Consider the following 13,409-nt stretch of genomic DNA (forward strand, 5'->3'; position numbering starts at 1 on the left):
TGGGGCATGATTGCCGCTGTTGATGCCATTCATCGGTGGCGGCGGCAAGTCCCCGCGCCGCGTTTGATCCAGGATCGAGCCGCCGGGAGAAATATTGCCGGCAGCGAGCGTCAGCGCTAAAGCGCTTTCAGCTTCGGCGGAATCAGAAAGCAGCTTTAGGTCCTTGTTTTGTCGCATTTTGTTAACGCGAACCGGCTTCCACTTCGCTCGAAAATGCTCTAAAGGCGCCGCCGGGTTCTGGACTTTGCGTCTAATGGATCGGTAAGGAGCTCTCCATGCCAAATCGTCCCGGCGATGCGTTTTCGAAGCCCTCGCGCCTGATCCTGCTTTCCACCGGCGGCACCATAGCCATGACCGCGGGCGCTGGGCTCGACGGCGCGGCGCTGAAGCTTCGCGCCGCCAGTCTCGCCGCCGCTGTTCCGCAGCTCGAGGGTCTCGCCGCGCTCGAAATGCGCGATGTCCTGGCCAAGCCCAGCGCCAGCTTTACCCTCGCCGACATTGCCGCAATTGCGCGGGCCGCCGAAGACGCCGCCAAGACCGCCGATGGCGTCGTGATCACGCATGGCACCGACACGCTGGAGGAAACCGCCTTCGCACTCGCCATGCTCGCGCAAATCGAAACGCCCATTGTCTTGACGGCGGCAATGCGCCGGTCCGATCAGCCTGGCGCCGATGGTCCGGCCAATCTTCTGGCTGCGGCGCGGGTCGCCCTCTGTCCCGCCGCTCGAGGCAAGGGCGTCCTTGTCGTTGTCGACGATGAAATTCACGCCGGCCCCTTAATCCGCAAGGCGCATAGCTTTCGTCCGCATGCCTTCTCGTCGCTTCCGTTCGGACCGATCGGCTATGTCGCGGAGGAGCGGGTCCGCTTCGCGTTGGCGCCGATCAGTCATTTGCCGAAATTGGCCTATGGAGGGCGTGCGCCGGTCACGCCGATCCTTGAAGCCGGCCCCGGCCTTGAACCGCGAACGGTCGAAGCCTTGGCGGCCGGCGCCATTGACGCCCTGGTGCTGAGCCTTCCGGGGGCGGGACATGTCGCCGCCGACGTCGCGCCGGCCCTTGGCGTGCTGGCCGAGCGGATTCCAGTTGTTTTTGCCAGCCGCACGGGGGCCGGCGAGACGCTGCGCGCTTCCTACGGCTATCCTGGCGGAGAGATGGATCTCATTCGGCGCGGCCTCATCCCGGCGCAAGCGCTGGACGCCCGCAAGGCGCGGATCGCGCTGCAGCTCTTGTTGTCGGAAGGCGGGGACCTGGCGCGCATCCGCGCCGTCTTCGAACTCTTCTGAGACGGGGCAATTAACCAACGCCTTGGCAATGCCCTTCGGACGATGGGAAGACGACATGCGCATCGGAATCGACCTCGGCGGGACGAAGATCGAGGCCATCGCCCTCGATCGGGACGGAGCTGAATTGCTGCGCCGCCGGGTTCCCACGCCTCCTGGCGATTACGCGGGCGCCCTCCGCGCGATCGCCAATCTCGTGGCTTTCCTCGAGGCGCAAATCGGGCGGCGGGGAACGGTTGGCGTCGCCGCGCCAGGGGCGATCTCGGCGCGGACCGGCCTGCTCAAGAATTCGAACAGCACGGCGCTGAACGGCGAGCCGCTGGACCGCGATCTGGCGGCGATCTTGGGCCGTCCCATCCGGCTCGAAAATGACGCCAATTGCTTTGCTCTGTCCGAAGCTATCGACGGGGCCGCGGCCGGCGCTGGCGTTGTCTTTGGCGTCATCCTTGGCACCGGGGTTGGCGGCGGTCTCGTCGTCGGCGGACGGATCATCGCGGGACGCAATGCAATCGCCGGAGAATGGGGCCACAATCCGTTGCCTTGGGCGCGCGACGATGAACGGCCGGGCGCTCCGTGCTATTGCGGCAAATCGGGCTGCATCGAGACATTTCTATCGGGGGCTGGTCCAGCGCGGGATTATCTTGCGCGCGCAGGCCGGCGCATGAGCGCATATGAGATCGCCCTTGCCGCTGCGTCCGGCGATCCGCATGCCGGCGACTGCCTGAGCCTCTATCGGGATCGGTTGGCGCGCGGGCTCGCCGCCCTCATCAATGTTATCGATCCCGATGCGATCGTGCTCGGCGGCGGTCTCTCCAACATCGCGTCAATTTATGAGGGGCTTCCGGCGCTGGCGGCGCGGCATGTGTTTTCGGACGGCGTCGATACGCCAATTGTCCGCGCCGTCCATGGCGATTCCAGCGGCGTGCGCGGCGCGGCCTGGCTGTGGCCTGCGCCGCGCTGAGCTTCGTTGAAGATCAAGGACGCGGGCGGGCTCCAATCCCTCCCCACTCCAACAATTTGGAGGTGGCGCCGGTGATTGAATTCATCGTGTCCTCGATAAACGCCATCGGGCCATTTTGCGTCGGGCGGGGTTGAGGCGCGGGCGTTGCGGCCGGCGCCGGGATCTGCGCCTCGGCGATCTGTTCCGGCTTGGCTGCTGGGACGCTTGCAACTGGCTTCGCTTTGGCTGGCGTCGCGGCCTGCGCAGGCTGGCTGCGTCCACCGGCTTCGGCCGCGGCGGATTTGGGCGCTGGCGTCAGGTGCGCCGCTGGCTTCGGGGCCTGGGTTGTCGAGGGCTTGGCCGCCGCGGTTGGGCGCGGCGCGGGCAGGGGCGGCGCTGGGATCGAGGCTTGCGGCTGCGCATCGTGGGGGAGGAGCGAGCCGTCGGGCCGAACCGACGCGGTCTTCATCTTCTTTGCCGGCTCGACAGGCGCCGCCAGTCGTTGCGGTTCCACTTGTGTTGGAGTCTCCTCGGGCGGCGCCGGAGCCTTGGCGGCCTCGACCGTAAATCCGCTCGTCGACAGGGCGTCCGAGGGGCCAAGGCCGATGACGCGCGGCGCCTTATCCTGAGCCTGCGAGGGGGGGCTCAATTGCGCGGCGTTTTCGTCGGTCGCGGCCGGCCCGGAGGGCGGCGGCGCGAGAGAAAGGGAAGCGTCCAAAGAAGCCTCCTGGGCCGGGACGTCCATCCCGCCTATGGTGTCCGGCTGCGGCGCGAGCGGTGCGTTCTTCGCTTCGAGCGTCGCGACTTCCGGGCTGGAAACGCTGCTCTTGGATCCAAAGGTGACGGCAATGCCGGTCAGTCCAAGCAGGATGACCGCTCCTATGGCGTAGAGCGGAAACCGCGGCCTGACGTCCGCATCGGTCAATCCCGCCTGGCCCAAACCGGCTTGATGGGAAATCGCCGCGCCGTCCCGATAGAGCCGATAATCCGATCGGTCCTCCGAAATTGCGATAGTGGCGGCCAAGTCGGTTTCCGAAGGCGGCGCCTCGCGCCGCGCCCCGCCCAGCAAGCCCGCTTCAATCGCCGCGAAATCGCCGCTCAGGAAGACGTCGCGCGGGCCTCCCGCGGGGCACCCGGAATTTGTCTTCGTCGCCATTGCCGACTCGTCCCGCCGCGCAGCGCCGATCAGGCCAGATTCGATCGCGGCGAAGTCGCTGGCGAGGAAACGTTCTCCCGCATGCGGCGCTTTGAGTTGCTGCCCTTGCGGTTCGAGATCTGGCGGTTCGAGAGCTGGCGGCTCAGTGGAAAATGCGCCGGCCCATTGGTCCGTGGAGCGCTGGCGGCCAAGGCGCCTTTCAAACTCCTCCAGATCGATCATCGGGCGCCGTTTTGCGATAGGCTCAACCATGCTTCCGATCTCCTGTTGCTTCATGGGACAGGCCAAACAGCCGCTTCAAGCTGTTGCGAACGCGCATCCCTTCCGAACCAACGCCAACCGCTTTAAGGCGCGGCGCCGGACTAAGACGCAAGAACCGTCATCAATGGCGCATTCAAAACGTGCGCCGCACAGCTCAAGCTGGCCTTTGTTTTTCCGGCGTCATTAAGAAATCGCAATTGTGGCTGATGTGTGCCGCCGCCAAAATCAGCCAATTAGAGCCTATCGCGTCGCTTATTTTTGGCTTTGACCGCGCCGCGTTTTGACCGGCGCCTTGTGTTGGCCGCAGTTTCATTCCGGCTTCAAGAAGCTTTCATAGACGAGCTGGAATGCTTCCGGTCCCACGCTGACCGCGCCGCGAAATGGATTATCCATCGCGGCGATGATGAAAATCACCGCGCCCAGAAAGCATGCGAGAGCGCCGCCAAGGAGCACGTGGAGGTGGATCTCCATGTCGAGCATCCATATGAGACCGATATTGAGGAGCGAGCCAAGGGCGACCACCCACCATAAAGCCGCGGGAATGCCGGAGCTGACATTGACCAGCCGGGCGCGGCGGATCTCAACGAAATTGTTGAATTGCCGCAAAGTCTCCGCATGGAGGATTTCTTCGCTTTTCTGGGTCGGCTGGAAAGTCATGAGCGTTGCGAAAAGCGCCGCCGCCTGATGCGATCCAGCTTTGGGCACGACGCCGCGCCGTTGTTGCGGCCAAGCCTCCTCGATGGTGACTCTGGCGTATTCGCGCAAATGATGCTCCAATTGTCGGCGGATCGGCTGGGGATAGCCGCTGACGTCTCGGTATAGCGCCGCGACATTTGCCGCCTCCTTGTCGACGATGTCGGTCACGGTAGTATAGTTTTGATAGGAAGCGACGGCGAGCAGCCCGAGCAGAAGCCCATAGAGAACCGAAAAGCTCGAAAGCGCGAATCCCACCATGTCATTCGCGCGCTGATCGGTGTGAATCCACGAGCGGATAGTTGGGCGCAGAAGATATATTCCAAGCCAGGTGGCGGCGACGAAGGCGAAGGCGAAGAAGGCCGCCACGATGGCGGAGGGATAATCGTAGATCCAATAGAACAAGCCATGTCCTCCTGACCGGCGGCGTCTGATTCCGGCGCGTGCTTGTAAATGTTAAAGCATTTTCAGGCGAAGCGGCGACCGGTTTGTGACTTGGAGCTGCTTCGGCCTTTAAAAAAGATCTAGCGGGCCGATGGCCGGCGCATCGCGGCGCTCAGCCGCGTGAGGGGCCAAGAATGAATCTGAACGGGAAATGCCTGATCGCTGGCGCGCTCGCGCTCGCCTTAGCGCCGCTGATGGACGCGAGGGGCCAGGTCGGCGGGCCTTGCGCTTATGATTCCTATCCGGGCGCCTGCACGATCGCGACCGTCTCGAAGACGGAAGCTTCGATCAGCCAGAAGTCCATCGCTGGAGGCCCCGGTTATGAAGGTTTCGAAATCACGTTCAGCTATGCTGGGGAGGCTCCCCAAGACAATCCCCTCGTGCGCCAGGCGCTTTCGAGGCGGCGCGATCTCCTCCTCGTCAACGGCTGGCGTCCTGGCCCGCGCTTTCTCGAAAAATATGCGATCGCGCCGGGCAAGGTCTTTCGCTGCGCCTTGGACGTGATCAAGAGCGGATCCTGCACTCCGACGCTCTTTCGCTTTCCTGCGATCGACCAGGCTGACTATTTCGAACGATAGGCTGGAGTTCAGCCAGTCCCCTAAGCAACATGCCTAGACCTTAAAGAAAGCCGCGGCGGCGCTGAGAATTCCCTGTTTGACTTTTCGCGCCTCTTCGAGCCGCGCAATTTCCGCCTGCAGGCCGGCGATGCGCTCGTCGAGCTCCTGCACAGAAAGATCATCGAGAGCCTGCCCGATCTCGTGGGACGCCGCCGCCTTGCGGGGCGGGGCGCCGAAAATGTCTTCATTGTCGCTAGCCATGGGCCACCTCGTCGGCCTGCGAAAGCCATGAACTCCCGCATTTATACCGCTCCAATCACGGTCGCGCCATTTGCTTCTTGGGGTTCTGGGCGCGCTTGCTTTGGAACCTTGGCCGCTGGGCGTCATTCGGCGGGCCAAGGCGCGGGAGTCACCGAGCGCTTCTTTCAGGGGACGGCAGCGCCACGCGCGCATGCCGGCCCCGCTGCATCAAGCTTTTCCACGAGCCCACCTCCCCAGTTGGCTAGGTGTTTAGTCCTGGCATTTGATGGACGGCGCTATTCAACCGGCGCTGGCCACGCCGGGCGGTCAGGCAAAACGCTATTTGCTCGCTCACGCCCCCGCGCAGAGTCGACATCGGCCCGCCACTTCCATCACGGTCGCACGGGGCGCAAATTCGGCCCTTGCCGCTAGCTCCGCCAGACTGCCTCGCAAATCCTCCGAGGTCGCCTCCACGACATCGCCGCAGGTCTCGCAGATGAGGAACACGATCGGCTCCTCTGCCGCGTGGCCGTGGCCGCAGGCGAGATAGGCGTTGCAGGAGGCAAGCCGGTGGACGAGGCCGTTTTCGAGCAGAAAATCGAGCGCCCGATAGATCGAGATCGGGGCCGGGCGCTTGCCCGTCGTCTCAGCAACCCGGTCGATCATCTCATAGGCCCCGAGGGGGCGGCCCTCTAGGGCGAGAATTTCCAGAATCCGCCGCCGGCTTGGGGTCAGGGCGATCCCTTCCTGGCGGCAGAGCGCCAGCGCCGGGGCCAATGCGCGAGCCCCGGCTGCTTCATCGCGCTCGCCGCATTCGTTAGAGGCCTTCGGACGCGATTCGCGTGAAATTGTCATGAAAAAAATATATCACAGCCGCGCGATCAAAGCGATTCTTGCAGCCTAGAGAGCTTGGCTTTGGCTTCATCTATTAACCGCTGCGTTGTAGTATAGTTTGGCGACCTGTAATTTCGCTGTCCGCCCAACATTCGTGCGCCGCAATTCGCTGTCCCGCCCAGGAGACCCCATGACCCTCAACACGCGCAACGCCATCGTCACCGGCTCCACCAGCGGCATCGGCCTCGCCATCGCCAGAGCCTTGGCCAAGGAAGGCGTCAATGTCACCATTAATGGCTTTGGCAATGCGGCGGCGATCGAGACCGAGCGGGCCGGGATCGAGAAGGATTTCGGCGTCAAGGCCTATTACTCGGGCGCGGACATGACCAAGCCGGATGAGATCCGCGCCATGGTCAAAGAGGCCGAGGACAAGCACGGAACCCTCGATATTCTCGTCAATAACGCAGGGATCCAGCATGTCGCCCCGATCGAGGAGTTTCCGCCCGAGACTTGGGACCTGATTCTCGCCATCAATCTCTCCGCCGCCTTCCATGCGATCGCCGCCGCGATCCCTGGCATGAAATCGCGCAAATGGGGCCGCATCGTCAGCACCGCCTCTGCCCATTCGCTTGTCGCCTCGCCGTTCAAATCCGCCTATGTCTCGGCCAAGCACGGTCTTGCCGGGCTGACCAAGACCGCGGCGCTCGAACTCGCCACCTTCGGCGTCACGGTCAATTGCATCTCGCCGGGCTATGTCTGGACCCCGCTCGTCGAAAAGCAAATCCCCGATACGATGGAGGCGCGTCACTTGACGCGGGAGCAGGTCATCCAGGATGTGATCCTGGAGGCCCAGCCGACCAAGCAATTCGTGACCGCCGATCAGGTCGCCTCGCTCGCCGTCTATCTCTGCACCGATGCGGCGGCGCAGATCACCGGGGCCAACCTCTCGATCGACGGCGGCTGGACCGCCGAATAGGTTTTTGACGCATAGCCATGAGTAAGACGAGCGAGCCGATCGACTGGGACGGCCAGAAGAAAGTCAGCCTCGCCCTGCAGGGCGGCGGCTCGCATGGCGCTTTCACCTGGGGCGTGCTCGACTATCTGCTCGAAGATCAAAGGCTTGATTTCGAGGCGATCACCGGGACCAGCGCGGGGGCCATGAACGCCGTCGTGCTGGCCATGGGCTATCTCGAAGGCGGGCGCGAAGGCGCGCGCCGGACGCTCGCCAAATTCTGGCGCTCGATTAGCCATGAGGGTGGCTTTTCGCCCGATGGACGGCGGTTCCTGGACATTTTCTTCCAGGGCTGGGCGCCTCAGGCGGCGGTCGCCCAGTGGTGGACGGATTTTCTAACCCATTACTCTAGTCCCTATGATTTCAATCCCCTCAACATCAATCCCCTGCGCGACCAGCTCGAAAAAATCGTCGATTTTTCCAAGCTGCGCGCCCTGACCGAACTGAAGCTCTTCATCGCTGCGACTAATGTGCGAACCGGCAAGATCAAAGTGTTCGAGACATCTGAGCTGACAGTCGATCACGTCATGGCCTCGGCCTGTCTGCCCTATTTGTTTCAGGCGGTTGAGATCGATGGCGCGTCCTATTGGGACGGCGGCTATATGGGCAATCCGGCGCTGTTTCCCTTGTTCTACAAGACCGCCAGTCCCGACATCGTCATCGTCCAGGTCAACCCGATCGAACGCGAAGAGACGCCGCGTTCGGCGCGCGACATTCAGGATCGGTTGAACGAGATCACTTTCAATGGCGCGCTGATGAGCGAGATGCGGGCGATAGACTTCGTCGACAGGCTCGTCGATTCGGGCAAACTCTCGCATTCCGATTACATGCGCCCGCTGGTGCACAGGATCGACGGCGCGGGCTTCCTTGAAACCTTCCCGGCATCCTCGAAAGCGGATGCATCATGGCCCTTTATCAGCCGGTTGCATGACTTCGGGCGCAAGGCGGCAGAGCGTTGGCTCGATAGCCATTACGATTTAATCGGCAAGCAAGGCACGCTCGATCTGCGGATCGCCTTCGCAGAAATCGATAAGGTCAAGCGCTAAGCGTCGCGATGGCGCCATTTGCGAAAGCGCGCTCCTAACTGCGCCATCATCCTTCGCTTTGATTGGCGCGTTGAACAGCGAGACTTTTTAAGCCCGCGTCGCCTCCGCAGCGATGCGCTCATAATAGAGGAGATCGAGTTCTGGCGCCGATCCCACGAGGCCGGTGAGCAGCGCATGAGCCTGGCCGCGATGATGTGTTTGATGGTTGAAGAAATGGCTCAACGCCGGCCAAAGTTGCTGCTCAAAAAGTTCGGGCGCGCTGACGCGCCTATATGTGATCACGCCAGACAGGCGCGCATCGTCGAGACTTTCGACAAAGCCGATAATGCGTCGGTCCTCCGCCTCGCGCGCCTCCCGCAGCGGACCCAGCGCCTCGAACAGAATCGCGTCGAGGCGGTCCGGCGCCGAGCCTTCTCCAGTGAACCGCTGCAACCAGATGCGATCCGTCGCGAGCAGATGATTGAGCGTTCCATGCACGGATTTGAAAAAGGCGCCGCCGTCGGCCCGGTAGTCGGCGTCGCTGAGGGCGGCCGCCGAATCATAGAGCCTTTTATTGGCCCAGGCGTTGTATTTCGCAAACACTTGGAACTGGGCTCTCAGCATGGGCATGCCTTCTCGCTAGAGCCGGATGACTTTGGACGGAATCGCAACGCGATCTCGTCCAAAGTCATCCGGCTCTTATCAAAAAGTTAGAGAATAATGTCGTCCGAAAACCGGTTTCCACTTTTCGGCATCATGCTCTAAGTCCATTGTGGGCGTGCTCAGACGCGCCTGTCTCGCGGGCCCGGCGGCGAGATCTGGCGCTCCGCCGTCGCTCTTATGGGAGGGACGGCGGACTTATGAGGCCGTCCGCCCTATGCCGGATGGGCGGTGTCCTTGCCGCCCCGGCGCGGTTCGCCGAAACGCGGCCGCTCCCGGCGGGCTCCGGAATTTTCATTTGGCGTGGCCGCGGTCCTTGCGCCGCGACGCTCCTGCGCGTGATGATGGCCGGGCGGATTGGGGAGGCGGCTTTGCGCTCCCGATCTCGCGCCGGCCTCGAGCCGCACGGGCGCGCGAATGTCGCGGGCGGGCTGAACGACAGCCGTTGGATCAGCGCGCCGATCGAGCGCCGGCAGCCGCAAGCGAGTCAGCTTCTCGATGTTGCGCAACAGGTCGCGCTCCGCGCCGTCGCAAAGCGAGATCGCGATTCCTTCGGCTCCTGCGCGCGCCGTGCGTCCAATCCGATGGACATAGGCTTCGGCCACTTCCGGAAGTTCGAAATTCACGACATGCGTCACGCCATCGATGTCGATGCCGCGCGCTGCGATGTCGGTCGCCACCAGGGCGCGGACGCGGCCGGCGCGGAAAGAGGCGAGCGACCGCTCGCGCTGGCTCTGGCTCTTATTGCCGTGAATCGCCACGGCGGCGATTCCCATGCTGTCGAGATGTTGGGTCACCTTGTCGGCACCGCGCTTGGTTCTGGTGAAAACGATGGCCCGGGTCATTTCGACATCGGCAAAGAGCTCGACGAGGATATCCCGCTTGCGGTGGGTCTCGACGAAGAGAACCTGCTGGTTGACGCGGTCGGCGGTCTTCGCGACCGGGGTGACGGACACCTGGACCGGATCGTTGAGAAGATCGCCGGCGAGCTTGGCGATTTCGGTTGGCATCGTCGCCGAGAAAAACAGGTTCTGGCGCTGTTTGGGGAGATCGCGCACGACGCGGCGGATCGCCTTGACGAAGCCAAGGTCGAGCATTTGATCGACCTCGTCGAGAACGAAAAATTCAGTCTTGCCGAGTTGGGCCGCGCGCGAGTCGAGATGGTCGACGAGACGCCCTGGCGTCGCCACAAGAACGTCGAGGCCGCGCGCGAGCGCCTTGATCTGCGCGCCATGCGGCACGCCGCCAAAGACCACCGCGACGGAAATTGAAAGGCCGGAGCCAAGCGTCCGGAAGCTCTCGGCGATCTGGCTCGCCAGTTCACGCGTTGGGCTCAGCACCAAGACGCGGCAGCCGCCGCGTGGAGCCGCTTGTTGATGGGTGGCGAGATAGTGAAGAATGGGGAGCGCGAAGGCGGCGGTCTTGCCGGTGCCGGTTTGGGCTATGCCGACGATGTCGCGGCCGGCCATGATGGCGGGGATGGCTTGCGCCTGGATCGGCGTCGGCGTGACATAGCCTTGTCGCGCCAGGGCATGGAGAAGCGGCGCGGCAAGGCCGAGGCCGGTAAAGTCTTGCAATGGGGGATCTTTCGATAAGCCGCGAGTCGTCGCCGGGAGATCCGGCGAGGCGGCTGGAGATTTATAAGGGTGACGCCCTGCGTGGCCTGGGCTGTCGAGCGGACGGATCGCTAATGCGCTCGACAGGAGGACGATGGAAATCGTCCTTCACGCAGCCGGAGCGCTAAGATCCACGTGAAGTGGATGAGGCTATGTCGCCGCTTTATAGAGAAAAGTCAAGCCGCATCGTTTTTACAGAACGTAGCTTCCGGACCGTCCTTGAACAATATGTGATCCAAAGCGGTTTAATCGCGCCTGCGTTATCCGCGTCGCCGCCTGAATTGAATCCGGGCGCCTGAAGCTTTCGCTCTAGAGCGCTTCCCGATCAGATAGACTCATCTGATCGGAAGGGAGTCGCTCAGATGTAATGGACTGGAGTATATTCTTATGAGACATCGGATATATACGATGTCTAAATATCGAAAAAGTTTATTAACTTTATCGATTAGAGCATGTTCCGAGATAATCTTTCTGAGGCCTGAAGCATCGAAGCTTTTACGTAGCCTGTAATAGTTTACCGAGGATAGGCTAATTGAAGCTTATGCAATTTACTTTGCATCATCTCTAGAGCCTCTTCGATCTTTCGGTCCTCGCTCAGCGATGGCGGCATTTTAGCTATCTGTTGCAGGCGGCGCGCCGCGAGATGCGCCAGCACGCAATCTGCTCCCCAGCGGAGGGGAGGCGTGAAAGCCACGCCTCGCCTCATCCGCGACAGAAAGAATCTGCCCGCCACGGCGTGGTTTGACTCTTCAATAGTCGAAGGAAGGAGGCGATAGGGACGAAGATCAATATCGAGCGCTTCCGCCCAGTCCAACCATTTGTTCCGGTGCAGCGGATTTATCGGCGTCAGCGGCGCCCAGGGCGTTCTGAGAGCATCGGCTACGATCGCGCCATGCATGGCTTCCGCTATGACAAGACGTGACTGGAGCAACTCATCGATTACTTTGTCGACCGGTTGGCGCGGATCAATCAGATGTATTCCGGCGATGTCGCAGACGCGCCGCCAGTCGCCGACGTAGAAACTCTCCCAATGCGGCATGAAAGAAATGTGCTTTGGGTCTTTGCGACTTAAATCGACGACCGAGCGCAAGAGGATCGCTCCGTCGCCGATGGCAAGCGAGGGACAGATATTGAGAGCCTTTGCCGTTCGCGGGCCGCGGACAAAGAAAATGTCCCATTTTCCGTCCGACAGATCCGGCGCTTGGTCATATTCAGACGCGAAGCCGGCGCCAAATACAATCTTCTTGGCGGCGGGATCGAATTTGGTGCCTATGATCGAGCCGATTCCGAGGAACAGACTGTCCGCCGCATCGTCGAAGAAATTGGGGAGGAGTTGGGGCCAGAGCCACGCATTGAGTTCATCGCCGAAGTTTGGATGTTCGCCTCGATAATATGTCATTTTCATTGGCGTTCCCCCTTCGGCGCTTGGTGTTCTGCAACATCTTTCTATTCACGCGCGCCCCTCGACGCGCGCATGCAAAAGCCATCGCGACAGATCTGCATCGCGGCTCAAGCGGCGTCCAAAGGCGCCTCTTAAGTCACGTATGAGAAGCGCGACCGACGTTCGAGGAAGGCGATCGATCCTCACGTGAAAAGGCGCGCGCGTGACGGCGTGGCCTGGGCGCAGCGAATGTGGGATATGCCGATCTCGGCAAGGACATGCCGTCGCCAGCGCGCTCGCCGGCAATCTGGCGGAATTTTCGGTGGCCACACTGCTTGACGCCTTGCAAACCGTACCCGTTGCCGCTGGCTGCCGCAACCTCGAAGGAAACGGGCAATAGAAAGCGCCACTCTAGCTATGGTCAAGCTTGGCGGTCAACCATTTGGTCGCGGCCGCGCTCGCGCGGCCGGCCATTCCATGTGCCGCTCGTCTCAGATGTCCGTGTTGTCGTCGTCTGAGCCGTAGTCAGAGTAATCGGCGGCGTCTTGAATATCGTCCTGATCCTGGTCGGCGTCCTGTCTGGCGTCTTGCGCGCGCAGGCTCGGATCGTCGGATCCATAGTAATTGTTGATGGTGGTGGTGTCGCCCAGGCCGCCGCCCAAGCCGGAGCCTAAGCCGCCGCCTGTGAATCCGGTTCCGATTCCCAGGGAGTTATTGTGGCCGCCAAAGAGGCCGCGAATGGAGTCGGCGAGAAGAACCCCGCCAGCGACGCCCGCCGCTGCGCCGAGCGCGCCCTTAAGGAAGCCGCCGCCCTGGCCAAAGCCTTGCCCAGGCGCTTGGCCGCCCCAAGGTCCGGGCTGCGGCGGCGGCGCATAGGACTGGCCATAGCCTTGCTGCGGCTCCCGCCAGCCGCTTTGCGGAGGTTGCTGTTCCCAGCGATTTCCGGCCGGAGGCGCGCCGCGTGGCGGCGCGGCGCCGCCGAACAGCGAGCCGAGCCCGCCGAGGAAGCCGCCTGTGCGCGGCTGGCTCGCCGCCTGCTGCTCCAAATCCCGCACTTTGCTTTCGAGCTCCTGCAGGCGGTCATTGGCGGCGCGCAAAGCCTGATCCTGGACGATGACGGTTTGGGCCAGGAGATAGGGCGCATAGGGCAAAGCCCGCGTCGCGTCGGCGATAAAGACCTCGGCTTCCTGGTCGCGCGGATTGCCGCCCGCGCCGCGAATGCGATCGAACAGATCCGTGAGCAATTGGCGCTCTTCGGGTGACATTGGATTCTCCCGTGCAAATCAGCGGATCTTCTGCCCGCCGCGCAT

Annotated in this window: 14 protein-coding genes; 6 read left to right on the top strand and 8 right to left on the bottom strand. The window is 62.4% G+C overall.

The features are described from left to right. The first annotated feature begins 275 nt into the window (after positions 1-275). Positions 276-1,283 (top strand): asparaginase, encoded by a 1,008-nt coding sequence (locus DL86_RS06465; RefSeq protein ID WP_051952831.1) that lies wholly within the window; start codon positions 276-278, stop codon positions 1,281-1,283. A gap of 55 nt (positions 1,284-1,338) precedes the next feature. Then, entirely contained in the window at positions 1,339-2,241 is a 903-nt protein-coding gene (locus DL86_RS06470) for an ROK family protein (protein ID WP_036259622.1), read from the top strand. Positions 2,242-2,254: 13 nt separating this feature from the next. Here DL86_RS06470 and DL86_RS06475 read toward each other — a convergent pair whose 3' ends face one another. After that, positions 2,255-3,628, bottom strand: a complete 1,374-nt coding sequence (locus tag DL86_RS06475) for a hypothetical protein (protein ID WP_156964503.1) — start codon at positions 3,626-3,628, stop codon at positions 2,255-2,257. A gap of 149 nt (positions 3,629-3,777) precedes the next feature. Here DL86_RS06475 and DL86_RS19690 point away from each other — a divergent pair, with 149 nt between their 5' ends. Further along, positions 3,778-3,921, top strand: coding sequence for a hypothetical protein (locus DL86_RS19690; RefSeq protein WP_156964504.1), 144 nt, complete (start codon positions 3,778-3,780; stop codon positions 3,919-3,921). Between the two features lie 25 nt (positions 3,922-3,946). On the opposite strand, the gene DL86_RS06480 is transcribed toward DL86_RS19690, so the two are convergent. After that, entirely contained in the window at positions 3,947-4,735 is a 789-nt protein-coding gene (locus tag DL86_RS06480; protein ID WP_036259453.1) for a bestrophin-like domain, read from the bottom strand. A gap of 173 nt (positions 4,736-4,908) precedes the next feature. On the opposite strand from DL86_RS06480, the gene DL86_RS06485 reads away from it, so the two are divergent. Continuing rightward, positions 4,909-5,352, top strand: coding sequence for a hypothetical protein (locus DL86_RS06485; protein ID WP_084572741.1), 444 nt, complete (start codon positions 4,909-4,911; stop codon positions 5,350-5,352). Positions 5,353-5,385: 33 nt separating this feature from the next. On the opposite strand, the gene DL86_RS06490 is transcribed toward DL86_RS06485, so the two are convergent. Further along, positions 5,386-5,592, bottom strand: a complete 207-nt coding sequence (locus DL86_RS06490) for a DUF1192 domain-containing protein (protein WP_036259455.1) — start codon at positions 5,590-5,592, stop codon at positions 5,386-5,388. Between the two features lie 330 nt (positions 5,593-5,922). After that, positions 5,923-6,426 (bottom strand): transcriptional repressor, encoded by a 504-nt coding sequence (locus tag DL86_RS06495; RefSeq protein ID WP_084572742.1) that lies wholly within the window; start codon positions 6,424-6,426, stop codon positions 5,923-5,925. Positions 6,427-6,595: 169 nt separating this feature from the next. Between DL86_RS06495 and DL86_RS06500 the strand changes: the two genes are divergently transcribed. Together DL86_RS06500 and DL86_RS06505 are read left to right on the top strand one after the other, a co-directional pair. After that, positions 6,596-7,381, top strand: coding sequence for a 3-hydroxybutyrate dehydrogenase (locus tag DL86_RS06500; protein WP_036259457.1), 786 nt, complete (start codon positions 6,596-6,598; stop codon positions 7,379-7,381). A gap of 17 nt (positions 7,382-7,398) precedes the next feature. Continuing rightward, the gene (locus DL86_RS06505) at positions 7,399-8,463 is read left to right on the top strand and encodes a patatin-like phospholipase family protein (protein ID WP_036259458.1); all 1,065 of its coding nucleotides are present in this window, start codon (positions 7,399-7,401) and stop codon (positions 8,461-8,463) included. Between the two features lie 87 nt (positions 8,464-8,550). Here the strand turns inward: DL86_RS06505 and DL86_RS06510 are convergent, their stop codons facing one another. The 4 genes from DL86_RS06510 to DL86_RS06525 form a co-directional block, all read right to left on the bottom strand. Further along, on the bottom strand, positions 8,551-9,066 hold the full coding sequence (locus tag DL86_RS06510; RefSeq protein WP_036259626.1) for a DinB family protein: 516 nt from the start codon (positions 9,064-9,066) through the stop codon (positions 8,551-8,553). A 251-nt stretch (positions 9,067-9,317) separates the two neighbouring features. Further along, the gene (locus DL86_RS06515; protein ID WP_036259460.1) at positions 9,318-10,679 is read right to left on the bottom strand and encodes a DEAD/DEAH box helicase; all 1,362 of its coding nucleotides are present in this window, start codon (positions 10,677-10,679) and stop codon (positions 9,318-9,320) included. 553 nt (positions 10,680-11,232) lie between these two features. Then, positions 11,233-12,123: a polysaccharide pyruvyl transferase family protein gene (locus DL86_RS06520; protein ID WP_036259462.1), complete on the bottom strand. Its 891-nt coding sequence runs from the start codon at positions 12,121-12,123 to the stop codon at positions 11,233-11,235. A 467-nt stretch (positions 12,124-12,590) separates the two neighbouring features. Beyond that, positions 12,591-13,364, bottom strand: coding sequence for a DUF2076 domain-containing protein (locus DL86_RS06525; protein WP_036259465.1), 774 nt, complete (start codon positions 13,362-13,364; stop codon positions 12,591-12,593). Positions 13,365-13,409 lie beyond the last annotated feature (45 nt).

Origin of the sequence: Methylocapsa aurea, from assembly GCF_000746085.1 — a bacterium.
GTDB lineage: Bacteria > Pseudomonadota > Alphaproteobacteria > Rhizobiales > Beijerinckiaceae > Methylocapsa > Methylocapsa aurea.